Source organism: Trinickia symbiotica, assembly GCF_002934455.1.
Taxonomy (GTDB): Bacteria; Pseudomonadota; Gammaproteobacteria; order Burkholderiales; family Burkholderiaceae; genus Trinickia; species Trinickia symbiotica.
Genome location: NZ_PTIR01000001.1, coordinates 754180 through 774587 on the forward strand (window position 1 = coordinate 754180; position 20408 = coordinate 774587).

At 66.3% G+C, this 20408-nt stretch carries 19 protein-coding genes; 8 read left to right on the plus strand and 11 right to left on the minus strand.

Features of this window, described 5'->3' with window-relative positions:
* Positions 1–55: 55 nt before the first annotated feature.
* From B0G57_RS03420 to B0G57_RS03435, 4 genes are all read right to left on the minus strand, one after another.
* Entirely contained in the window at positions 56–1045 is a 990-nt protein-coding gene (locus B0G57_RS03420) for a beta-ketoacyl-ACP synthase III (protein WP_018441575.1), read from the minus strand.
* The gene (plsX, locus tag B0G57_RS03425; protein WP_026229825.1) at positions 1045–2148 is read right to left on the minus strand and encodes a phosphate acyltransferase PlsX; all 1104 of its coding nucleotides are present in this window, start codon (positions 2146–2148) and stop codon (positions 1045–1047) included. Before plsX ends, B0G57_RS03420 begins: the two co-directional genes overlap by 1 nt.
* Positions 2149–2340: 192 nt before the next feature.
* Positions 2341–2520 carry a 50S ribosomal protein L32 gene (gene rpmF / locus B0G57_RS03430; protein WP_018441573.1) on the minus strand — a complete coding sequence of 60 codons (180 nt, stop codon included), beginning with the start codon at positions 2518–2520 and terminating at the stop codon, positions 2341–2343.
* Positions 2521–2635: 115 nt separating this feature from the next.
* Complete coding sequence (locus B0G57_RS03435) at positions 2636–3298, minus strand: DUF177 domain-containing protein (protein WP_018441572.1); 663 nt, start codon at positions 3296–3298, stop codon at positions 2636–2638.
* 185 nt (positions 3299–3483) lie between these two features.
* Between B0G57_RS03435 and B0G57_RS03440 the strand changes: the two genes are divergently transcribed.
* A complete protein-coding gene (locus tag B0G57_RS03440) occupies positions 3484–4134 on the plus strand; it encodes a Maf-like protein (RefSeq protein ID WP_018441571.1) in 651 nt (216 codons plus the stop codon).
* A gap of 86 nt (positions 4135–4220) precedes the next feature.
* Entirely contained in the window at positions 4221–4943 is a 723-nt protein-coding gene (locus tag B0G57_RS03445; RefSeq protein WP_018441570.1) for an SAM-dependent methyltransferase, read from the plus strand.
* A 95-nt stretch (positions 4944–5038) separates the two neighbouring features.
* Here B0G57_RS03445 and B0G57_RS03450 read toward each other — a convergent pair whose 3' ends face one another.
* From B0G57_RS03450 to B0G57_RS03465, 4 genes are all read right to left on the minus strand, one after another.
* Positions 5039–6052 carry a S49 family peptidase gene (locus B0G57_RS03450; RefSeq protein ID WP_018441569.1) on the minus strand — a complete coding sequence of 338 codons (1014 nt, stop codon included), beginning with the start codon at positions 6050–6052 and terminating at the stop codon, positions 5039–5041.
* A 111-nt stretch (positions 6053–6163) separates the two neighbouring features.
* The gene (locus B0G57_RS03455) at positions 6164–6562 is read right to left on the minus strand and encodes a Rieske (2Fe-2S) protein (RefSeq protein WP_018441568.1); all 399 of its coding nucleotides are present in this window, start codon (positions 6560–6562) and stop codon (positions 6164–6166) included.
* Positions 6559–7218: an HAD-IA family hydrolase gene (locus tag B0G57_RS03460; protein ID WP_018441567.1), complete on the minus strand. Its 660-nt coding sequence runs from the start codon at positions 7216–7218 to the stop codon at positions 6559–6561. Before B0G57_RS03460 ends, B0G57_RS03455 begins: the two co-directional genes overlap by 4 nt.
* Entirely contained in the window at positions 7199–8221 is a 1023-nt protein-coding gene (locus tag B0G57_RS03465) for an RluA family pseudouridine synthase (RefSeq protein WP_018441566.1), read from the minus strand. Before B0G57_RS03465 ends, B0G57_RS03460 begins: the two co-directional genes overlap by 20 nt.
* A gap of 750 nt (positions 8222–8971) precedes the next feature.
* On the opposite strand from B0G57_RS03465, the gene B0G57_RS03470 reads away from it, so the two are divergent.
* The 6 genes from B0G57_RS03470 to B0G57_RS03495 all read left to right on the plus strand — a co-directional run bounded on the left by B0G57_RS03470 (position 8972) and on the right by B0G57_RS03495 (position 16482).
* Positions 8972–12211: an Rne/Rng family ribonuclease gene (locus B0G57_RS03470; RefSeq protein WP_020566288.1), complete on the plus strand. Its 3240-nt coding sequence runs from the start codon at positions 8972–8974 to the stop codon at positions 12209–12211.
* Positions 12212–12344: 133 nt separating this feature from the next.
* Positions 12345–13454 (plus strand): GTP 3',8-cyclase MoaA, encoded by a 1110-nt coding sequence (moaA, locus tag B0G57_RS03475; protein WP_018441563.1) that lies wholly within the window; start codon positions 12345–12347, stop codon positions 13452–13454.
* Between the two features lie 14 nt (positions 13455–13468).
* Positions 13469–14122 carry a molybdenum cofactor guanylyltransferase MobA gene (gene mobA / locus B0G57_RS03480; RefSeq protein WP_018441562.1) on the plus strand — a complete coding sequence of 218 codons (654 nt, stop codon included), beginning with the start codon at positions 13469–13471 and terminating at the stop codon, positions 14120–14122.
* 102 nt (positions 14123–14224) lie between these two features.
* Positions 14225–15607 (plus strand): molybdopterin molybdotransferase MoeA, encoded by a 1383-nt coding sequence (gene moeA, locus B0G57_RS03485; protein WP_018441561.1) that lies wholly within the window; start codon positions 14225–14227, stop codon positions 15605–15607.
* A gap of 51 nt (positions 15608–15658) precedes the next feature.
* Positions 15659–15934, plus strand: coding sequence for a hypothetical protein (locus B0G57_RS03490; protein WP_026229824.1), 276 nt, complete (start codon positions 15659–15661; stop codon positions 15932–15934).
* A 110-nt stretch (positions 15935–16044) separates the two neighbouring features.
* Positions 16045–16482: a GNAT family N-acetyltransferase gene (locus B0G57_RS03495; protein ID WP_018441559.1), complete on the plus strand. Its 438-nt coding sequence runs from the start codon at positions 16045–16047 to the stop codon at positions 16480–16482.
* 13 nt (positions 16483–16495) lie between these two features.
* Here the strand turns inward: B0G57_RS03495 and rmuC are convergent, their stop codons facing one another.
* Genes rmuC through B0G57_RS03510 form a run of 3 tightly spaced genes read right to left on the minus strand, consistent with a single transcriptional unit; the run spans position 16496 to position 20399 of the window.
* On the minus strand, positions 16496–17992 hold the full coding sequence (gene rmuC / locus B0G57_RS03500; protein ID WP_018441558.1) for a DNA recombination protein RmuC: 1497 nt from the start codon (positions 17990–17992) through the stop codon (positions 16496–16498).
* On the minus strand, positions 17989–18978 hold the full coding sequence (locus B0G57_RS03505) for a 2-hydroxyacid dehydrogenase (RefSeq protein WP_018441557.1): 990 nt from the start codon (positions 18976–18978) through the stop codon (positions 17989–17991). Before B0G57_RS03505 ends, rmuC begins: the two co-directional genes overlap by 4 nt.
* Positions 18978–20399: a sodium:proton antiporter gene (locus B0G57_RS03510; protein ID WP_018441556.1), complete on the minus strand. Its 1422-nt coding sequence runs from the start codon at positions 20397–20399 to the stop codon at positions 18978–18980. Before B0G57_RS03510 ends, B0G57_RS03505 begins: the two co-directional genes overlap by 1 nt.
* Positions 20400–20408 lie beyond the last annotated feature (9 nt).

A 20408-nucleotide genomic window follows, 5' to 3' on the forward strand; every position in this document is an offset into this window, starting at 1 on the left:
CGCTCACGCATGCCCGGAGAACACCGCCCCGACAGCCGACGCCAAGCGCCGATCATCAATAGCGAATGACGGACGCTCCCCACGTGAAGCCCCCGCCGACACCTTCGATCAGCACGTGCTGGCCGCGCTTGATGCGCCCGTCGCGCACGGCGACATCGAGCGCGAGCGGAATCGACGCCGCCGACGTATTGCCGTGCTCGCCGACCGTGACGACCATGCGCTCCGTCGGCAGGCCCAGCTTGCGACAGGTGCTCGTCATGATACGGATATTGGCCTGGTGCGGTATTAGCCAATCGACCTGGCCGGGCGACAGATGCGCCTTGTCGAGCGCCTCGACGGCGACCTTCTCGAGAACGGTGACGGCGAGCTTGAAGACGGCCTGCCCATCCATATGAAGGAATGCGCTGCCGGCGACGACTCCGCCGTTCACATGCCCCGGCGTGCAAAGAATGTCCGCATGGCTGCCATCGGCGTGCAGCGCGCTGGCGAGCACGCCCGGCTCCTCGGAAGCCGAGAGGATGACGGCGCCGGCACCGTCGCCGAACAGCACGCACGTCGTGCGGTCATCGAAATCGAGAATGCGCGAGAACGTCTCGGCGCCGACCACGAGCGCCGTCCGATGCTGACCGCTGCGAATGAGCGCGTCGACGGTTGCGATTGCGTAAGCGAAGCCCGAGCAGACGGCCTGCACGTCGAACGCGGCTCCGTTGTTCTTGATGTCGAGCTTGTTCTGCAACAGACAGGCCGTGCTCGGAAAGACGAAATCGGGCGTCGACGTGGCGACGACGATGAGGTCGATCGACTGCGGATCGATGCCGGCGGCCTCGATGGCCCGCTGTGACGCGACGAGCGCGAGATCGCTCGTGGTCTGCTCCGGATCGGCGAAGTGGCGGGCATGGATGCCCGTGCGCGCAACGATCCACTCGTCGCTCGTTTCCACACCGCGCTTGGCAAGACGATCCGCCAGCTCCTGATTGGTGACGCGGTTGGACGGCAGGTAGCTGCCCGTGCCAAGCACGCGGGAATAGATTTTGGATTGGGCCATTATGCTTTCGAAGATACCGCGGCGTAAGGCTCGGCCGGGCGGCCGGCGGGATTGGCGGAGCCGGCGCCGCCGGAGGCGCGCGTGGCCTGCTCGAGCGGATAGGCATTCTCCTCCATCGCCCGCGCGAGGCGCTCGAGGACGCCATTTTTGACTGCATCATACCCGCGTTTGATGGCCCACTCAAACGCGTACGCGTCCGCCGAGCCATGGCTTTTGATGACGAGTCCGCGCAGCCCGAGCAGCGCGGCGCCGTTGTATTGGCGATGATCGACGCGCTTCTTGAAGCGCATGAGGACCGGCAACGCGAGAAGCGCCATCAGCTTCGTGAGCAGCGAGCGCCCGAACTCTTCGCGGATGATCTCCGAGAGCATTTGCGCGAGACCCTCCGACGTCTTCAAGGCGACGTTGCCGACGAAACCGTCGCAGACGATCACGTCCGTCGTGCCCTTGTAGATGTCGTTGCCTTCGACGTTGCCGCGAAAGTTCAGCGTGCTCGCGCGCAACAGCTCGCCCGCGCGCTTGATCGTTTCGTTGCCTTTGATGACTTCTTCGCCGATGTTGAGCAAACCGATCGTCGGCCGATCCTTGCCTTCGAGAGCGGACACGAGCGCGTGCCCCATCTCGGCGAATTGAACGAGATGCTGCGGCTCGCAATCGACGTTCGCGCCCAGGTCGAGCATCATCGTGTAGCCGCGCGAATTCGGCAGCGCCGAGGCGATCGCGGGGCGCTCGATGCCGGGAAGCGTCTTCAGCAGGTAGCGCGAGACGGCCATCAGCGCACCCGTGTTGCCGGCGGATATGCAAGCCTGCGCCGACTCGTCCTTGACGAGGCCGAGCGCCACGCGCATCGACGAGTCCTTCTTCTTGCGCAGCGCGACTTCGACCGGGTCGTCCATGGCGACGACTTCCGAAGCCGGCACGACGCTGAGCGCCGGCAGATCGAGCGCCTTCGCTTTTTTCAGTTGAGCTCGAATCGGCGCTTCGAGACCGACGAGCACGAGATGCGCATCGGGATGCGAACGTACGAAGCTGACTGCCGCGGGAACCGTCACGGACGGGCCGTGGTCGCCTCCCATGCAGTCTATCGTGAGCTTAGTGGTCATGAACCGCGACGAATTTCAGGCACAAAAAAGCGGCAATCGAATGCCGCCTTTTCGTTGAGTACCCCGAGCGTACTGCCTCAGAGAATCCCTCGAAAGGGTGCTCTCTTCGGGGAGCCCGGGAACCTCCAAGCAAGCTGCTCGCCGCACAGGCCACGGCCGGACTCGGCAAGCATCGCAAGAACGCGATCGGTTTCAGTCGTTCTTCGTCTTGACGACTTTCTTGCCGCGGTAATAGCCGTTCGGGCTGATGTGATGACGCAGATGCACTTCGCCCGTGCTCGGCTCGACCGCGAGCGGCGCGCCCGTCAGGAAATCGTGCGAGCGGTGCATGCCGCGCTTCGACGGCGACTTCTTGTTTTGCTGGACTGCCATGATAACTCCTAAAAATTTCCGGGATTCTAACACAGCCCGATCGGCGAAACGCCATGGCCGAAAGGCCAGGCGAGGGGTGCCGCGTCGCGCTGCCATTTGCTCGTCGAGCGGCTTTTCAGTGCTTTTTGCCGCCGCCGTCTTTTCCGTCCGCGCCACGCTTGAGCGCTTCCAGCGCCGCGAACGGATTTGGCTTGCCCGACTCGCCGGACTCGCCGTTTTCGTTTTCCCCGACCGCCTCGCCGTCATCGTCTTCCGCGCGGCCGGCGGCGCCCGAACTCAGGCTCTCGTGCACCTGCGGACAGACTTCGTGCTTCGGCACGAGCGGCAGGGAAAGCAGCAGTTCCTCTTCGATCAAATCGACGAGATCGAACTGGCGCGAGCCTACGATCACGTCGAGGTCATCGTCGTCGAGCGGGTATTCGTCGGCCTCCTCATCCGTCTCCACGAGCCGGTAGGTGGCGTCGACATCGAACGACTGCTCGTAGGGCGTGAGGCACCGCTGGCACTCGAGCCACGCCGAGCCATGCACCGCAAGCCGCAAATAAGGTTGCTGCGCCTCGCTGCCGTCATCCTGCAGCTCGGGCTGCGTCGAACCCTCCGCCTGCCAGGTGAACGCGGTGTCGCGCTCTGGCGCCTCGGCCGGGACTTCGTTTAACATGCGCGGCAACTGCGAGACCCGCACCGAACCCGCCGCCTGGCGCGCGCTGCGCGCGAATTCGAAGATGTCGAGCTCGTGCGGATCGATGGAACCGGCAGCCTTGCCCGGATGTCGACTCATGGGTGCCTCCACTCCACGGCAAACCGCGAGAAACACGAGAGCGTAGCTGCTTTACCGTTTTGAGTCAAGCACTTAAGGCGTGAACCGCGAGGCCGCCGACCAGCCGGTGCAAGCCGGCGATCATCGCCGCTTCGGTTGAGGCAACACCGTCCCGATACCCACGAATCCCACGACTCCAATATCTCATGCCGATTTCAGCAGACGATCCGAGGCCGCGTCTGATTCTCGCCTCAAGCTCGCCCTATCGCCGCGCGCTGCTCGAACGACTGCGCATCGCGTTCGACGTCGCCGTGCCCTCGGTCGACGAAACTCCCCACCCGGGAGAAGCCCCGGCCGCCACGGCGCTGAGGCTCGCCGAGGCCAAGGCGCGCGCCGTCGCCGCGCGTGAATGCGCGCAGGCGGGTGCGTCCCGGCTTCCGGGCGCGCCAACGCTCGTGATCGGCTCCGATCAGGTCGCCACGCTCGACGGACGCCAGATCGGCAAGCCCGGCACGCACGACAAGGCGCTCGCGCAATTGCAGGCGATGCGCGGGCGCGTCGTCGAGTTCCATAGCGCGTTGTGTCTCTTCGACGGCGCACGCGACATCGCGCGAACGGAAGATGTCGTCACACGAGTGCGCTTTCGCGATCTCTGCGACGCGGAGCTCGACGCCTATTTGCGCGCGGAGACACCCTACGACGTCGCGGGCAGCGCGAAGGCCGAAGGGCTCGGCATCGCGCTCCTCGAAACGATCGACTCCGACGATCCCACGGCCCTCATCGGCCTGCCGCTGATTGCGCTCACGCGTATGCTCCGGGACGCGGGCTACCCACTTTTGCGACCCGGCGCGCAGTGAGATGAAACAACCCCCACGCTCACTATCGTTCGCTGCCCCCCGAGGGGGCGTCAGCCTCCCTTGGGGCGGCCCAGCGGGAGGCTGAAATGAGCGGCACCCTCTACCTGATTCCAAACGCACTTGGCGACGGCGACGCCAATGCGCTCGCCACCGTGCTGCCCGCCAGCGTGCTCGCGCGCGCGGCGGCGCTGTCCTACTTCATCGGCGAAAACGCGAAATCGACGCGCGCATTCCTGAAAAGGGTCGGCCCGGCGCGGCCGATCCAGGAAATCGAGATTCGGGAATTGAACGTCAATACGCCGGCCGCCGAAATCGATGGGCTGCTCGCGCCGGTGCTGGCCGGCACCGATGCGGGGCTCGTCTCCGAAGCCGGGTGTCCGGCCGTGGCCGATCCGGGCGCACTGCTCGTTCGGCGCGCGCACGAGCGCGGCGTGAAGGTCGTGCCGCTCGTCGGGCCGAGCTCGATTCTGCTCGCCTTGATGGCGTCGGGACTCAACGGCCAGCGCTTTGCGTTTCAAGGCTATTTGCCGGTCGATGCCGCCGAGCGTACGAAGCGGCTCCGCGAGCTCGAACAGCACTCGCGCAAAGCCAAAGAGACGCAGGTCTTCATCGAGACGCCCTACCGCAATCGCACGCTGCTCGATGCGCTATTGACCGCCTTGTCGCCGTCGACGCTCGTCGCCGTCGCCGTCGACCTCACGCTCGAGAGCGAAACCATCGTGAGCCGGCCCGTCTCGGGCTGGAAAAAGGACGCCGGCGCGCTCGATTTGCACAAGCGGCCGGCAATTTTCCTAATGCTCGCGAGCTGAAAACGGAGACCGGCGAGTCCGGCGACGGACCGCCCGGCCGCCCGGCCGCCGCTCGACCTACGAGCGGCCGTTCGTTCGATCGGCCAGCCCGTCGATCAGTGCAGCTTGAGTCCGTCGACAACGAGCGACTTGACGGCGGCGCTGCCCACGGCCGTGCCGAACTTGCGGGCGAGCCGGTCCGAGAGGCTTTCCTTGACGGTGTAGTCGACGATGCGCGGCGCCTTGATCACTTCGCGCGCGACGTAGCGCGTATCGCCGAAGCCGTCGGCAAGCCCTAGCTCGACGCTCTTTTCGCCCGTCCAGAAGAGTCCCGAGAAGATATCGGGCGTCTCGTGCAGCCGCTTGCCTCGCCCTTCGCGCACGGCCGAGATGAACTGCTGGTGGATGTCGTCGAGCAGTTGCTGCGCGTGCGCGTCCATCGCGGGCGTTTCGGGCGAGAACGGATCGTAGTAGCCCTTGTTCGCGCCCGACGTATGCAAACGGCGCTGAATCCCGAGCTTGTCCATGAGCCCCGTGAAGCCGAAGCCGTCCATCAGCACGCCGATCGACCCGACGATACTGGCTTTGTTGACGTAGATCTTGTCGGCGGCGACGGCGATGTAGTAACCGCCGGACGCGCACATATCGCCGACCACGACATAAAGCGGCTTCGACGGATATCGGGCTCGCAGCCGGCGGATCTCCGCGTTGATCATGCTGGCCTGCACCGGGCTGCCGCCGGGACTGTCGATCTTCAGGACGATGCCGGCCGTGTCGCTATCCTCGAACGCGCGGCGCAACGCGGTGTCGATATCGTCGGCATTGGCGTTCGTATCAGGTGCGATTTCGCCGTCGAGCGTCACGAGCGCGGTGTGCCGCCCCGCCGCCGTCACCTTGTCGCTCGAGGCGTGAAAAACGCGGAAGACGATGACGAGCAAGACAATGAGGAACGCGAAACGAAAGAAAATGCGCCAGCGGCGTGCGGCGCGCTGCTCCTTGATGGCTGCAAGCGCGATGCGCTCGAGCGCCGCCCGCTCCCAGTTCGCTTCGCCGCCGGAGGAAGCGGAAGGCGGTGGCGCTGGGCGGGAACCGGCGTCGTCGCGGGGGCCGGGAGTCGGATAGTCGGACATTGAGTCGATGGAATGGCGTGTGAAAGGTCATTAATGTAGCGCGACTGGAACGCCCGCCCGCCGGCGAACATCGTCCGCCGGGGCATCGATGGATGCCCCGACTCGCGTTCGCTACGCCGGCCCCAGCGCCTCTTCAGGCAACCAGAAGACGGCGCGGCCCTCGGGCGTCTCGCGCTCTTCGACGGCGACGCGGCGCAGCCTTGCGCCGCGGCACGGCCCGCCGACGCACCGCCCCGTCTCGGGCTCGTAAATCGCACCGTGCGTCGCGCACATCAAGTATAAGCCCGACGATTCGAAGAACTGTCCTTCGAGCCAATCGAGCTCCATCGGTACATGCGCGCAGCGATTCAGATAGCCGTATACGCCGCCACCGTAGCGGACGAAAAAAACGACCGCATCCTCGCCGCAGTGCTTGGCCGCGAGGCGAACGCCCGTCCCCCCATCCTGGAGCTCGTCGGACGCGCAAACGCGCACGGCCGCCGCTTCCCCATGACCGTCGCCCGCGCTCACGCGTGCTCCCTCAACCAGGCGGCCAGCGCCGGCACGCTCTCGGCGACGAACTTCGGCTCGAGCGCGGTGAGCGCGTCGGCCCGGTGTGCGCCATAGCTCACGGCAACGCCGGCCGTTCCCGCGTTCAGCGCCATCTGCAGATCGTGCGTCGTGTCGCCGATCATGACGGTGCGCTCGAGGTCCTGCCCCAGTTCGCGCGAAAGCTCGTGCAGCATGGCCGGATGCGGCTTCGAGAACGTTTCGTCGGCACAGCGCGTACCGTCGAAGAGGCAAGTGAGACGCGCCTCGTCGAGCGCCCGGTTGAGGCCGACCCGGCTCTTGCCCGTTGCGACGGCAAGCAGGTAACCCATGTCGCGCAGCTCTTCGAGCAGTTCCCGCGCCCCTTCGAAAAGCTCGGTACGCGTGCCTTTGATCAGATAGTGATAGCGGTAGCGCTCCGCAAGCCGCGGGTAATCGGCCGGATCGAGCGACGGCGCCGCGATCGAGAGGGCGTCGCGCAAGCCGAGCCCGATCACGTAGCTCGCGGCTTCGTCGGCCGGCACGGGCAGCCCGAGATCGCGGCAGGCAGCCTGGATGCTGCGCGTGATATGCGCCGTCGAATCCATCAGGGTGCCGTCCCAGTCGAAAACGACCAGGTCAAATTGCTGTCGGGCCATCGTGTTGCGCCTCGTCGCGCACTGCGTTCAATTGATCGATAAAACGCCGACAATCGTCGGGCAACGACGCCTCGAAAGTCAACGGCTCACCCGTCACCGGGTGCGTCAGGCGCAGCCGGTGAGCGTGGAGGAACATCCGCTTGAGCCCGGGACGCGCGTCGGCGCGCGCCAGCGCCTTGTTGAGCGCGAAGTCGCCGTATTTGGCGTCGCCGACGATCGGCAGCCCCAGGTGCGCGAGATGGACGCGGATCTGGTGGGTGCGGCCCGTCTTCAACTCGGCCTCGACGAGCGCGTAGTCGGGCCAGCGCTCGACGAGGTTGAACACAGTGTGCGACGGCAGGCCCTCCGGGTCCACGCGCACGCGCCGCTCGCCGTCGGCGGTCAGATACTTGTGAAGCGGCTCCTTCACGGCCCGGCGCCGTCCCCAGTCGCCCCGCCAGTTCCCATGCACGCAGGCGTAGTAACGTTTGTCGATGCGGTTCTCGCGAATCTGCTCATGCAGTCCGACGAGCGCCGCGCGCTTTTTCGCGAGCATCAGCACGCCCGAGGTTTCGCGATCGAGCCGGTGCACCAGTTCCAGGAACTTGCCGAGCGGCCGCGCCTCGCGCATTTGCTCGATCACGCCGAACGCGATCCCGCTGCCTCCGTGCACGGCGACGCCGGCCGGCTTGTCGATGATGAGCAGGTATTCGTCCTCGAACAGTACCTCGAACCGCGCGGGCGGCGCCGCGAGCGCCACCTCGACGCCGCGCTCGGCGACGCGCACGGGCGGCACACGGACGATATCTCCCGAAACGAGCCGGTATTTCGCATCGACGCGCCCTTTGTTGACCCTCACCTCACCGCTGCGCAGGATCCGATAGATGTGGCTTTTCGGCACCCCCTTGCAGACGCGCAACAAAAAATTGTCGATCCGCTGCCCGGCGATACCCTCGTCTACCTGTATCATCGAGACTTGGTCGCCTGCGACCAATTTCTGGGAAATTTTGCCTAACTCATTCATTCTGAATATAATTTACGCCAGCAACTTACCGCTGCCGGCGCGTTTGCCGGCGGGTTTGCCAGGATAACTGGCGGGTTGTGTGGGGCACCAAACCAGGAAGCCGCTATTTTAGCTTCCTTGGCAGTACCCAAGGGCTGGTTGCTTGCCCTGTAACCGAGAAGCAACGAGTTGCACGCACGGCATTCGCCGCGGCAAGGATGGCGCCCACAGGCGCATTCGGTCGCGCCGGTGCCGACGGTAACGGAATTTTGGTAAAAAAGAATTCATCAGGAGAGCCGCAAGCGTCGGGGCATAGATGGCCGGCGCCGGGGCTCCCCGATTGCGAACACCACGGCGAGCGCCCATGAGCGTCCCGCGTCAAGCGGCGTTTTCGGCGACGTCAAAACTGGCGAGGCACCCGCGCGGCTGTCGAGCGTCCCGGGCTTCACGCCGCGTCCCAGCGACGCGGAATCACCCTGGCGCTTCGAGACCCGCACCGTACGATGTGCGCCGCGGCATCGCCGCGCGGCAGCGCAAAGCACGTCCCGTGCGGCGCCGTTATTTGAAGCCGTATTCGCATGCGCCCCGGCGGCTCGCGGCCCTGTTTCGATTCGCGGCGAGCCCCTTCAAGGCAATTCTCCCCGCCATTTTTCCCGCTCCAGCGTGCTTGTGACAACAAAACAAAGGCGCGGCGCGCCATTGCGAGCACTTCCCCGGCTCAGTCCCCACTGACCGGTGAGCTCGCCGGCGCAGCCGCTCTGGAGCCGTTCAATGAAACGCATGCTGTTCAATGCGACGCAGCAGGAAGAACTGCGCGTCGCCATCGTCGATGGGCAAAAGCTCATCGACATCGACATCGAAACCGCCGGGCGCGAGCAGCGCAAAGGCAACATCTATAAAGGCGTCGTCACCCGCATCGAGCCGTCGCTCGAAGCCTGCTTCGTCAACTACGGCGAAGATCGCCACGGCTTCCTGCCGTTCAAGGAAGTCGCGCGTCAGTATTTCCGCGATGGCGTCGAAACGCGGTCCGCCCGCATCCAGGATGCGCTGCGCGAGGGCCAGGAGCTCATCGTCCAGGTCGAGAAGGAAGAGCGTGGCAACAAGGGCGCCGCGCTGACGACCTTCATCTCGCTCGCGGGGCGCTATCTCGTGCTGATGCCGAACAACCCGCGCGCGGGCGGCGTCTCGCGCCGCATCGAGGGCGAGGATCGGCAGGAACTGCGCGAAACGATGGCGCAGCTGCAATTGCCAGACGGCATGAGCATGATCGCGCGCACGGCCGGCATCGGCCGCAGCGCTGAAGAGCTGCAATGGGACTTGAACTACCTCATGCAGCTATGGCGCGCGATCGAGGCCGCGTCGCAAAGCGGCCAGCCAGGCCAGCCGATGCTGATCTATCTCGAATCGAGCCTCGTCATCCGCGCAATTCGCGACTATTTCCAGCCCGATATCGGCGAGATCCTGATCGATACGACGGAAATCCATGATCAGGCGCGAGCCTTCATGGATATCGTGATGCCCGACAACGTGGGCAAGGTGAAGCGCTATCACGACGACGTGCCGCTCTTCTCGCGCTTCCAGATCGAGCACCAGATCGAGACGGCTTATTCGCGCACGGTGCCGCTGCCTTCCGGGGGCGCGATCGTCATCGACCACACCGAGGCGCTCGTCGCCATCGACGTGAACTCGGCGCGCGCCACGAAGGGTGCCGACATCGAGGAAACGGCGACGCGCACGAACCTCGAAGCGGCGGACGAAGTGGCCCGGCAGCTGCGCCTGCGCGATCTCGGCGGCCTCATCGTCATCGACTTCATCGACATGGAGTCGACGAAGAGCCAGCGCGAAGTCGAGCAGCGCCTGAAAGATGCGTTGAAGCACGATCGGGCGCGCGTGCAGATGGGCAAGATCTCGCGCTTCGGCCTGATGGAGCTGTCGCGCCAGCGGCTGCGCCCGGCCCTCTCCGAAGGCAGCCACGTCACCTGCCCGCGCTGCAACGGCACGGGACATATCCGCGATACCGAATCGTCGGCGCTGCAGGTGCTGCGGATCATCCAGGAAGAGGCGATGAAGGAGAACACCGCGGCGATCCACTGCCAGGTGCCCGTCGAAGTCACCGCGTTCCTGCTCAACGAAAAGCGCCAGGAAATCAATAAGATCGAATCGCGCTTCAAGGTCAACGTCATCCTCATTCCGAACAAGCACCTCGACACGCCGCACTACAAGCTCGAGCGCCTGCGTCACGACGATGCGCGTCTCGACGATCCGCGCGCGTCGTGGCGCATGGCCGAGGAAGCGGCCCGCGAGCTCGAGTCGGAGACCGGCTACAGCAAACGGTCAGACGACGTGAAGCCGAAGCAGGAAGCGGCGGTCAAGGGCATCACGCCCGAGAAGCCCGCTCCGAGCGCGCCGGTTCGCCCGCAGGAAGCCCCCGTGGCGGCCTCTGCTCAGGAGGCGGCCACGGCCCGCGCCGGCGGCGGTTTCTTCGGATGGATCAAGAGCCTCTTCGGTGCGCAACCTGCCGCTCCGGCGCCGGCGCCCGAACCCGTCCAGCCCGCCCGCCCCGCTCGCGAAGCCCGCGAGCCGCGTGAGGGCGCGACGGCGCGCGGTACCGAGCGCGCGGGCGATCGCAATCGCGGCAAGCGCGGCGGCGCCGGTCGCGAAGCCGCGGCGCGCGCCGACGGCGTCGCGGGACTGCGCCAGGCACAACAACCGTCTCAGCGGCGCGAGCCGCGGGAAGCGCGTGAAGGTCGCGAGGGCCGCGAGGCGCGTGAAGGTCGCGAAGCACGCGAGGGCCGTGACGGCCGCGAACGCGCACTCGAGCGTTCCGAACGCAGCGAACGCACCGAACGCGGTGAGCGCGCGGAACGCACTGAAACCGCCGAAGCCGCGCCGCGCGGTGAGCGTCAGGATCGGGGCGAGCGCGGCGAGCGCCGCGAACGGCCCGAGCGTCCGGAACGGGGCGAACGCCGCAAGCCGCTGACGGAAATCGCGGACGTGACGACGCGTCCGGAAACGGCGGCTGCCGAGGACGCCGTCGCGGCAAGCGTCGAGCAAGGCGTTCCCGCACCCGAATACGAAACGGGCGCACGTGACGGCGAGGAGCGTCGCCGCCGCCGCCGCGGTCGTCGCGGCGGCCGTCGCGAACGCGAAGATGAAACGGTGAACGTCACGCACGCGGCCGACGTCGCCGAAGCTGAAGGGACGGTTGGCGCCGTGCCGCCGACAGTCGGCGCCGCCGAGCAGGCTGCGGCCGCCCACGCCGCGGTCGATGCCGGCAAGCAAGCAGCAACTGCTGAGCTTGTGTCGCATGCCCCTGGCCAAGCCGCTCCGCAACGCGCGGAAGAGCACGCCAGCGCCGAGGATACGGCCGTGACACCCGTGCCGACCGAAACGCCGGTGGCGGTGCCGCTGCCCGAAAACGCGGCCGCCGCGCCGACTTGGCAGCCGTCGCCGACTCCGGCGGAGCAGGCAGCCGCGACCGAACCGGCCGTCACGTCAGCCCCGGCCGCGCCGGCGGAAGCGGCGCCGCAATCGTCGGCCGAACAGACGGCAAGCGCTCCGTCCGAGTTCGCTCAGGCACCGCGGGTGACGGAGCCGGCGCCGATCGCGCCCGTCGAGCCCGTATCGATGAGCGCTGCGCAAGCGCAAGTGGCGGAAGCCGCCGCCCCGGCGGTGGCAAAAGCCGAGGGCGCGACCGACCTACAGACGGCCGAAGCCGGGACGATGCAGCCGCAAGCTGAGACGCAGCCTGTCGCGGAATCGGCGCCGGCTCGCCATCTGTCGAATGGTCTGCCGAATGGCGTCGCGAAGGGCCTCTCGGTCGCGGAGCTCCAGCCGATGCTCGAGTCGGCGGGACTCGTATGGGTCAATACCGATGCCGAGAAGCTGCGCGCTTCGCAGGAAGCCGCCGCACGGATCCCTGCGCCGGCGCGCGTGCCGCGCGAACGCAAGCCGCTGCCGCCGGCCGATACGGCGCCCATGCAGCAGATCGAAACGCGCAAGGCAGAGTAAGCCGCGCTCGTTTTGGTTCTGCGATGACGAAAAGCCTGCCCTTCGGCAGGCTTTTTTTCGGCGCGAACGCCTTTCCCAGCCCGCTCCGGCCTATTGGGCTAGAATGATCGTCTAGTCCTTTTTGCCATCGATCATGTCCCGCCGCATCATTCCGGTCGCCGACATCAGCGCAGCTCCCGATTTCGCCGGCGTCCCGATCGAGCCGCGCGGAATCGTGACCGATACTTTCGCGAGGCCGATGCGCGATCTGCGCGTCTCGATCACGGATCGCTGCAACTTTCGCTGCATCTACTGCATGCCGCGCGCCGTCTTCGACAAGGACTACCCCTTCCTGCCGCACGATGCGCTGCTCACGTTCGAAGAAATCGAGCGGCTCGCCCGCACGTTCGTTGCGCACGGGGTCGAGAAAATCCGGCTGACGGGCGGCGAGCCGCTGCTTCGCAAGAACATCGAGTGGCTGATCGAGCGCCTCGCCCGTCTTTCGACGCCCGATGGCCGGCCGCTCGACGTCACGCTGACGACGAACGGCTCACTGCTCGCCCGTAAAGCGCGCGCTCTCAAGGATGCGGGCTTGACGCGCGTCACCGTCAGTCTCGACGCGCTCGACGACGCCCTCTTCAAGCGGATGAACGACGCCGATTTCGCGGCGGCGAGTGTGCTCGAGGGCATCGCGGCCGCCCAAGCGGTGGGGCTCGAGCCGCTCAAGGTCAATATGGTCGTGAAGCGCGGCACGAACGACGGCGAGATCGTGCCGATGGCGCGCCATTTCAAGGGTTCGGGCGTCGTGCTGCGCTTCATCGAATACATGGATGTCGGCACGTCGAACGGGTGGAACATGGCCGAGGTGCTGCCCTCGGCCGATGTCGTCGCGCGCATCGCCGAAGTCTTTCCCCTCGTGCCGCTCGAGCGGCATACGCCGGCCGAGACGGCGCAGCGCTGGGCCTATGCCGATGGCGGCGGCGAAATCGGCGTCATCTCGAGCGTCACGCGCGCGTTTTGCGGTACCTGCACGCGCGCTCGGCTCTCCACCGAAGGCAAGCTGTACCTTTGCCTGTTCGCGTCGGCGGGCCACGACCTGCGCGCGCTGTTGCGCAACGGCGCATCCGATGCCGACATCGCCACGGCGATTGCGCGCATCTGGCAAGGACGCGAAGATCGTTACTCGCTGCTGCGCGGAAGCCAAACCGCGAGCGCGTCCGTTGCGGCCGCCCCGCGCGTCGAGATGTCGTACATTGGCGGATAGCACGCGTCGTCGTCATGGAACGGTCCGCTCTGCATCCGCGTATCACCGGGCTCATCCTCGCAGGCGGTCGCGGCACACGCATGGGAGGCCTCGACAAAGGGCTGCAGCCGCTGAACGGTGAACCGCTGGCGCTGCATGCGGCAAGGCGGCTCGCACCGCAGGTCGATGCGCTACTCGTCAGCGCCAACCGTCATCTCGACGCATACGCGGCGCTCGGCGAGCCCTTCGATGCACAGATCGTAGCCGATGCAACGACCGACTTCCCCGGCCCGCTCGCGGGCATGCTTGCGGGATTGCGGGCGGCTCGCACGGAGCTCGTGCTCTGCGTGCCCTGCGACACGCCGAATCTGCCGCTCGATCTCGCGGCGCAATTGACTCACGCGCTCGATGCGGCGCGCGCCGACGTCGCGACCGTCGTCACGCGCGATTCGATCGGACGGGCCACGATGCATCCGGTCTTTGCGCTACTGCGCACGACGCTTGCCGACGACCTCGCGGCCACGCTTGCTCGCGGCGAGCGCAAGGTCCGCGCGTGGTACGCGCGCCACATGAACGTCGAAGTCGTCTTTCCGGACGAGCACGCGTTTTACAATGCCAACTCTTTGCAGGAGCTCGCCGAGCTCGAGCGTGCGTTGCCCGCCGTCGGCGAATCGAGACACGAGTCCTGAGCGAGAGCGTTGCCCGAGACGCGGCGCCCTCGGGAACAGAGTCGCGGCCCTGCCCGACCTCTCCGACGCCGCCGGGTTATCTGGCGCGCGGTTTCACCAGCGATGACAACGTCCGACAACATTTCCAGTTTCATTTCCGAGCACGACGCGCAGGCCTTGCCAGTCGGCGCGGCTCAGGCTGTCGTCCGACGCTGGGCCGAGCCCGTGGCGACGGCCGAACGTGTCGCGCTGCGCGCCGCTCTCGGCCGTGTACTGGCCGAAGACGTCGTATCGCCGATCGATGTGCCCGCGCACGACAATGCCGCGATGGACGGTTACGCGTTCGATGGAGCCATCGTCGACGAAGCGGCGGCGGGCGCGCCCGGCGCGAGCGGGGCGAAGCCGGATGAGGGCGCTCAAGGCGCAGACGGCGCGGCACCGGCCGCGGCGCAGCAGCTCACACTCGAGGTGGCCGGCCAGGCCCTTGCCGGCCATCCGTTCGCGGGTGCACTCGCGGCGCGCCAATGCGTCCGGATCATGACGGGCGCGCCGATGCCGTCGGGCTGCGACACTGTCGTCCCTCAGGAGTGGGTCACGGTGAGTGGCAAGCGCGTCGCGTTCGATCGACACCGCATCGCACGAGGCGCCAATCGCCGGCGCGCCGGCGAAGACCTCGCGCGCGGACAGCCGGCGCTACGCGCGGGGCGCATCATCCGCTCGTCGGACGTAGGCTTGCTCGCGTCGCTCGGCATCGCTGAAGTGTCGGTGCGCCGGCGGCTTCGCGTTGCGTTTTTTTCGACGGGCGACGAGTTGCGCTCGATCGGCGAGCCGCTCGCGGCGGGCACGGTGTATGACAGCAACCGCTATACGATTGCGGCGATGCTTGCACGACTGGGCGTCGATGCGCTCGACCTCGGTATCGTCCGCGACGAGCCGGCTGCGCTCGAAGCCGCGTTCCGCTGCGCTGCCCAAAGCGCCGACGTGGTGTTGAGCTCGGGCGGCGTATCCGTCGGAGAGGCCGATTTCACGCGCCGCATGTTCGAACAGCTTGGCGATGTTGCGTTCTGGCACCTCGCCATGAGACCGGGCCGCCCGTTGGCGTTCGGACGTCTCTGGCCTAACGGAGCGAGCGGTCGGCAAAGCGGGGAGCGGCCCGCCCTCTTTTTCGGGCTGCCCGGCAACCCCGTGGCCGTGATGGCGACGTTCTATCAGATCGTCCGCGAGGCTTTGCTTTGCATGTCAGGGGCTGAGGCTGCCGCCCCGCTCACGCTGGCGGCCGCTGCCGCGGTCACGATGAAAAAGCGCGCGGGCCGGACCGAATACCTGCGCGGCATCGCTTCGCGCGGGGCAGACGGAGCCTGGCGCGTGACGCCGACGCGCACGCAAAGCTCGGGCGCCCTGAGCTCGATGAGCGAAGCCAATTGCTTCATCGTGCTCGCTCACGAACGCGGCGACGTGATCGCCGGTGAACTCGTCGACATCATGCCCTTCGAAGGACTCATCTGATCCATGACCAACGAATCGAGCCAGTTCGTTTCTTACCGGGGCTTCTCGCCAATGAAAAAACAAATCTCGTCGATCGCAGCGGGTCAGACCGCGAAAGCGTTGATCCTCGTCTACCTGACGTTCAGCGTACCCATCGTGCTGCTCGGGATGCTGGTCGCGTACATCAGGTACGGATCGGTCGAGTTGAGCACGATCTTCAGCGCTCTGCTGCTCAATGCCATCCTCGGCTTCGTTCTGCTCTGGATCGCATGTCACGCCTATAACTGGGTCGCCTCGCGCTTCGGCGGCATTGAGATCGTTCTTTCGGATTCGCCGGAGGAAGCGTAATGCTCAACAATGACGACGCCCCCGACGCTCAGTATCGCCCGCCTCCCGCTACCCCAGAGGGACTACGGGAGGCCTGCATCAGACCGGCGGAGCCGCGTGACGTCGGCCCCATGCTCGCACTGATGCGCGAGTTGGCCGAGTTCGAGAAGCTGACGCATCTGTTCGTCGCGACGGAGCACAGCCTTTCGGAGGCGCTCTTCGGTGGGCGGCCCGCAGCCGAGGCGCTCGTCGCCGAGCTCGACGGGCGCCTCGTCGGTTATGCGCTCTTCTTCCACAACTTCTCGACATTCCTGAGCCGTCGCGGGCTGTATCTCGAAGACCTTTACGTTCAGCCCGCACTGCGCGGCAGCGGGCTCGGAACGGCGCTCCTGCGGCGCGTCGCGGCGCTCGCCGTCGAGCGTCGCTGTGGCCGCTTCGAATGGTCGGTCCTCGACTGGAACCAACGCGCCATCGATTTCTACACGAAGATGGGGGCAACCGTCCTGCCGGACTGGCGAATCGTCCGGGTGACCGGCGACTCGCTCGCTGAGCTCGCGCAAGGCGCATGACATCCGCTGCGCGTCACGCTTCAGGCTCCGGCAGGGTCAGATAGGCTTCGCCGAGGAGCCCTTCGGTCTGCTCGCCCGGCAACGCCTCGACTTCGCGCAGCTTGGTGTTCATGACGCGGGTACGGCGTTCCGCCGCTTCGATCGAACGCGTCACCGTCTCGAGCTGCGACTTTGTTTTCGCGAGCACGTCGCCGAATTTGCCGAACTCGGTCTTCACCGCGCCAAGCACCTGCCAGACTTCACTCGATCGCTTCTCGATCGCAAGCGTGCGGAAGCCCATTTGCAGACTGTTGAGCAATGCCGTAAGCGTGGTCGGTCCCGCGACCGTCACGCGGTACTCGCGCTGGAGCAGATCGGTCAGTCCCGGGCGGCGCAGCACTTCCGCATAAAGACCTTCGGTCGGCAAAAAGAGCAGCGCGAAATCGGTGGTGTGCGGCGGCGCGACATACTTCTCGGCAATCGTGCGCGCTTCGCCGCGCACCCGCGCCTCGAGTGCGCGCGACGCCTCTTCGACGGCCACCGGGTCCGCGCGCTCCTGCGCATCGATGAGCCGCTCGTAGTCCTCGCGCGGAAACTTTGCGTCGATCGGCAGCCAGACCGGGGCGGCCGCCCCGGTTCCCTCGCCGTTGCCGCTCGCGCCGCGGCCCGGCAGCTTGATCGCGAATTCGACGCGCTCGCCGCTCTTCGGCACGGTGGCGACGTTCTTCGCATATTGATCGGGCGTCAGCATCTGCTCGAGCAGCGCCTCGAGCTGCACCTCGCCCCACGTGCCGCGCGTCTTCACGTTCGTCAGCACTTTTTTCAGATCGCCGACGCCGGCCGCGAGCGTCTGCATCTCGCCGAGCCCGCGATGGACCTGCTCGAGCCTGTCCGAGACGAGCTTGAACGATTCGCCGAGTCGTTGCTCGAGCGTCGCATGCAGCTTCTCGTCGACGGTGCGGCGCATCTCCTCGAGCTTCGTCGCGTTGTTCGCCTCGATATCCTTGAGACGTTGCTCGAGCGTCGCACGCACTTCCGCGAAGCGGCGATCGTTCGCCTCCATCAATTGAGCGAGCTGCTGCGACAGCGTATCGCCGAAGCGCTTCAGCGTCGCGCCTTGCTCCTCGCGCGCTTCGAGCGCTTGACGCTGCAAGCTCTCGCGCATCGCGTCGAGTTGCTTCGCGTTCGTATCGATCAGTTGGGCGAGGCGCGCGGCGAAGCCGTCGATCTGCTGATTCTGCACGGTCGCCACGCTCGTCAATTGGGCCGCGAGCGTTTGCTGAAACTGCGCGAATCCGCCGCCGAGTTCGACGCGCGACAAGCGCGACGTCTCGGCGATCTCGCCGCGCAGCTCGCGCTCGAGCCGCTCATAGGCGCGTGCTTGCTTTTCGCCGGCCGCCTCGATGCATTCGCCGAGCTCGATGAACGCCGCGCGATCGTTCGCGCGAGCCAGACCGCGCATCAATACGGCCAGCGCCACGGCCAGCGCGATGACGGCAAGCGCCAGCGCGATCGTCAGGATCGTCGTCATGTGCGCGCCTTCCCGAGCACTTCAGGGTTGATCGGGTTCGGCGGCCGCCCCGCGCGCGGCCCCGCCCCGAGCGCCGCGATCAGATTGTCGGCGGCGAGGTTCGCCATCGCGCGGCGCGTCGTTTCGCTCGCGCTCGCGATATGCGGCGTCAGCACGGCGTTCGGTACCTCGAGCAATGCCGCATGCACGCTCGGTTCGCCCTCGAACACGTCGAGTCCGGCCGCGGCGATGCGATTCGCTCGCAGCGCCTCGGCGAGCGCGGCATCGTCGACGATCCCGCCGCGCGCGATGTTCGTCAGCGTGGCCGTCGGCTTCATCAGCGCCAGCTCGGCGCGCCCGATCGTATGGTGGTTCGCGGGCGTATAGGGCAACACGAGCACGACGTGGTCCGCTTGACGCAGCAGATCCTCTTTCGACCGGTATTCGGCATTGAGCTCGGCCTCGATCTCGGGCGCCACGCGTGAGCGGTTGTGATAAAGGACGCGCATGGCGAAGCCGCGCGCGCGGCGCGCGAGCGCCTGACCGATTCGCCCCATGCCGACGATGCCGAGCGTCGAGCCATAAATGTCGCCCCCGAGAAAGCCGTCGTAACGCCATCCGCGCCACTCGCCCGCGCGCAGCCAGCGCTCGCTCTCCGTTACACGGCGCGCCGCCGCCATCATCAGTGCCCAGCCGAAATCGGCCGTCGACTCATTGAGCACGTCCGGTGTGTTCGTCGCCAGCACATTGGACGCATTGAACGCGGCGATGTCGAAGTTGTTGTAGCCGACGGCCATATTGGACACGACGCGCAGCCGCGGCGCGGCGGCGAACGTGGCGGCGCCGATAGGATCGCCCGCCGTCAGCGCCCCGTCCTTGTCGGCCAGTCTGCGCACGAGCTCGTCTTGACTCAGTGCAGGTCCGTCGTTCCAATCGACCTCGAAATACTCCCTGAGCCTTTCGACGACATCGGGAAAGATCGAGCGCGCGACCAATACCTTTTGCATCACCTACCCCCGGAAAAAAAGAGCCACGTCGTCAACAGGAAAACGGGCACCAGAATCGCCCCGGCCCACATAAGATAAGCGAAGAAGCTCGGCATGCGCACGCCGCGCGCTTCGGCGATCGACTTGACCATGAAATTCGGCGCGTTGCCGATATAGCTGTTCGCCCCCATGAAGACGGCCCCGGCCGAGATCGCCGCGAGCGTTTTCGCGCCCGAGGTCATCAGCGTTTGCGCGTCGCCGCCCACGAGATTGAAAAAGACGAGGTAGGTCGGCGCGTTGTCGAGAAACGATGAAAGCAGCCCCGTCGCCCAGAAATACATCGCGTCGATCGGCTTGCCCTGCGCATCGGTCACGAGATCGACGACAGGCGCGAAGGCGCCCTCCGCCCCGGCGCGCAGCATCATGATCACGGGCGCGATCGTGACGAAGATGCCCGCGAACAGCTTGGCCACCTCGACGATCGCCCCCCAGTTGAACGCGTTGCCGACTCGCGCCGAGCGCGGCGTGATCGCGAGCGAGAGCAGCGTGAGCGCGACGAGCGCCAGGTCGCGCAAGCCGTTTTGCAACTCGACGGGCGCGCCGAATACGGCGAACTCGACGCCGGGGTTCCAGATTCCGCTCGCCAGCACCAGCGCGACGACGAGCGCGAGCAGCACGAAGTTCACCTTCCCTTCGATGAAGACGCCGCGCGTATCGGGCGTCGGATCGAGGAACGCCGCCCTTTCCTCGGCTGCCCCCTCGCGGCAGTGATGGAAGTACGAGTCGAGCGCATAGAAAAGCGCGAGCAACACCGCGCATATGAACAGCATCGGCAACGCAAGGTGCCGCGTCGTCCAAAAAAAGCTCACACCGTTCAGGAAGCCGAGAAAGAGCGGTGGATCGCCGAGCGGCGAGAGCGAACCTCCCGCATTGGCGACGAGAAAAATAAAGAACACGACGACGTGCACCACATGTTTGCGATTGTCGTTTGCGCGCAGCAACGGGCGAATCAGCAGCATCGCCGCTCCCGTCGTGCCCATGACGCTCGCGAGCAGCGTGCCGAGCGCGAGGATCGCCGTATTGACTTTCGGCGAGCCATGCAGATTCCCGCGTACGCAGATGCCGCCCGCGATTGTGTAAAGCGCGGTGAGAAGCACGATGAAAGGCACGTACTCGGTAACGAGCACATGGGCGAGCGTGCCGAGCGCGGCCAGCGCGCCGAAAGCATAGGCGAACGGCGCGAGCAGCGCGACAGCCCACGCGGCGGCGACTTTGCCGAAGTGGCGATGCCAGAACCCGGGCGCAACGAGTGGACCGATCGCGATCGACAGCAAAATGCCCGCGAACGGCAAGGCCCAGAGCGGAGATAGCTTTGCGCCGTCGAGCGTGGCGGCCCTGACACTTTGCGACCAGAAGCCCAACGCGAGCGCGGCCGTAACCATCGCGCTCGC

Excerpts from the sequence above, each read along its gene's own strand:
- B0G57_RS03460 (WP_018441567.1), bottom strand. The coding sequence starts at position 7,218 with ATGGCCCGACAGCAATTTGACCTGGTCGTTTTCGACTGGGACGGCACC.
- moaA (WP_018441563.1), top strand. The coding sequence starts at position 12,345 with ATGTCCCGCCGCATCATTCCGGTCGCCGACATCAGCGCAGCTCCCGAT.
- B0G57_RS03505 (WP_018441557.1), bottom strand. The coding sequence starts at position 18,978 with ATGCAAAAGGTATTGGTCGCGCGCTCGATCTTTCCCGATGTCGTCGAA.
- B0G57_RS03510 (WP_018441556.1), bottom strand. The coding sequence starts at position 20,399 with ATGGTTACGGCCGCGCTCGCGTTGGGCTTCTGGTCGCAAAGTGTCAGG.
- B0G57_RS03450 (WP_018441569.1), bottom strand. The coding sequence starts at position 6,052 with ATGTCCGACTATCCGACTCCCGGCCCCCGCGACGACGCCGGTTCCCGC.
- moeA (WP_018441561.1), top strand. The coding sequence starts at position 14,225 with ATGACAACGTCCGACAACATTTCCAGTTTCATTTCCGAGCACGACGCG.
- B0G57_RS03440 (WP_018441571.1), top strand. The coding sequence starts at position 3,484 with ATGCCGATTTCAGCAGACGATCCGAGGCCGCGTCTGATTCTCGCCTCA.
- B0G57_RS03445 (WP_018441570.1), top strand. The coding sequence starts at position 4,221 with ATGAGCGGCACCCTCTACCTGATTCCAAACGCACTTGGCGACGGCGAC.
- mobA (WP_018441562.1), top strand. The coding sequence starts at position 13,469 with ATGGAACGGTCCGCTCTGCATCCGCGTATCACCGGGCTCATCCTCGCA.
- rpmF (WP_018441573.1), bottom strand. The coding sequence starts at position 2,520 with ATGGCAGTCCAGCAAAACAAGAAGTCGCCGTCGAAGCGCGGCATGCAC.
- B0G57_RS03490 (WP_026229824.1), top strand. The coding sequence starts at position 15,659 with ATGAAAAAACAAATCTCGTCGATCGCAGCGGGTCAGACCGCGAAAGCG.
- B0G57_RS03465 (WP_018441566.1), bottom strand. The coding sequence starts at position 8,221 with ATGAATGAGTTAGGCAAAATTTCCCAGAAATTGGTCGCAGGCGACCAA.
- B0G57_RS03495 (WP_018441559.1), top strand. The coding sequence starts at position 16,045 with ATGCTCGCACTGATGCGCGAGTTGGCCGAGTTCGAGAAGCTGACGCAT.
- B0G57_RS03470 (WP_020566288.1), top strand. The coding sequence starts at position 8,972 with ATGAAACGCATGCTGTTCAATGCGACGCAGCAGGAAGAACTGCGCGTC.
- plsX (WP_026229825.1), bottom strand. The coding sequence starts at position 2,148 with ATGACCACTAAGCTCACGATAGACTGCATGGGAGGCGACCACGGCCCG.
- B0G57_RS03435 (WP_018441572.1), bottom strand. The coding sequence starts at position 3,298 with ATGAGTCGACATCCGGGCAAGGCTGCCGGTTCCATCGATCCGCACGAG.
- B0G57_RS03420 (WP_018441575.1), bottom strand. The coding sequence starts at position 1,045 with ATGGCCCAATCCAAAATCTATTCCCGCGTGCTTGGCACGGGCAGCTAC.
- rmuC (WP_018441558.1), bottom strand. The coding sequence starts at position 17,992 with ATGACGACGATCCTGACGATCGCGCTGGCGCTTGCCGTCATCGCGCTG.